This is a genomic window from Mycobacterium gordonae (assembly GCF_001417955.2).
Lineage (GTDB): Bacteria > Actinomycetota > Actinomycetes > Mycobacteriales > Mycobacteriaceae > Mycobacterium > Mycobacterium gordonae_B.
This window is the reverse complement of the sequence record NZ_LKTM01000242.1, coordinates 1-792: the sequence shown is the minus strand read 5'-3', so window position 1 is coordinate 792 and position 792 is coordinate 1. Positions and strand designations below refer to the sequence as shown.

At 62.0% G+C, this 792-nt stretch carries 2 protein-coding genes; one reads left to right on the top strand and one right to left on the bottom strand.

All coding sequences use genetic code 11. The features are described from left to right. The coding region (locus AO501_RS39455) for a hypothetical protein (protein WP_231752532.1) at positions 1–406 on the top strand (406 nt) is incomplete at its 5' end. 9 nt (positions 407–415) lie between these two features. Here AO501_RS39455 and AO501_RS18095 read toward each other — a convergent pair. Further along, positions 416–792, bottom strand: a 377-nt coding sequence (locus AO501_RS18095) for an integrase core domain-containing protein (RefSeq protein ID WP_156452583.1), incomplete at its 5' end; no start/stop codon positions are given.

The following is a 792-nucleotide window of genomic DNA, read 5'->3' as shown; positions in this document are numbered from 1 at the left end:
CCTTTCCTTCGATGACTTGGCGGTCTCGAAGCAGAACCTACGCCCGGCCCCTTTTACACCGGCTTTAGGACGCGACCGTTTGGTCCTGATGAATGGTGCCTACCCGACTGAACTCGCAGAACTCACCGCGCTGACACGGAAATATGCCGACGATTTGCAGCCTGGTCCGACGGGAAGCGATGACACACCGGCGCGGGCGGTGGAAACGGGCGCAATATTTATGACCCGCGACCTCAGCGGTGCCAGACCAGGCAGTAACGCGGCCGCCATGTATCCTTTTGGCCCGCCACAGCGACCTGCCGAGAATATCCGGGCCTACGCAAAACTGCTTCTGTCGCAAGCGGATAACGCGCTGGACCTGAGCAAGCTACCGTACGTTCCCGGGGTCTGCTGCACGATCAGGTGACAGTTTCGGTCACGCGGCCTGACTGGCCGGTGTGGTCATGATTGCTTCGAATTCGATCGGGGTCAACCGCCCGAGGCCGGACTGGCGGCGGCGCCGGTGGTAGGTGCGCTCGATCCAGGTGACGATCGCGATGCGGAGTTGTTCTCGGGTGTCCCAGCGGCGGCGGTCGAGCACGTTCTTCTGCAGCAGGCTAAAGAAGCTCTCGATGGCGGCGTTGTCGCCGGCGGCTCCGACACGGCCCATAGAGCCGACCATCTCGTGTTGATTCAAGGCGTGTACGAATTTCCTTGACCGGAACTGAGATCCGCGATCCGAGTGCAGAATGCACCCCGCGACATCTCCGCGTCGGGCTACCGCGCTGTGTAGTGCCCGGATGGCCAGTTGTG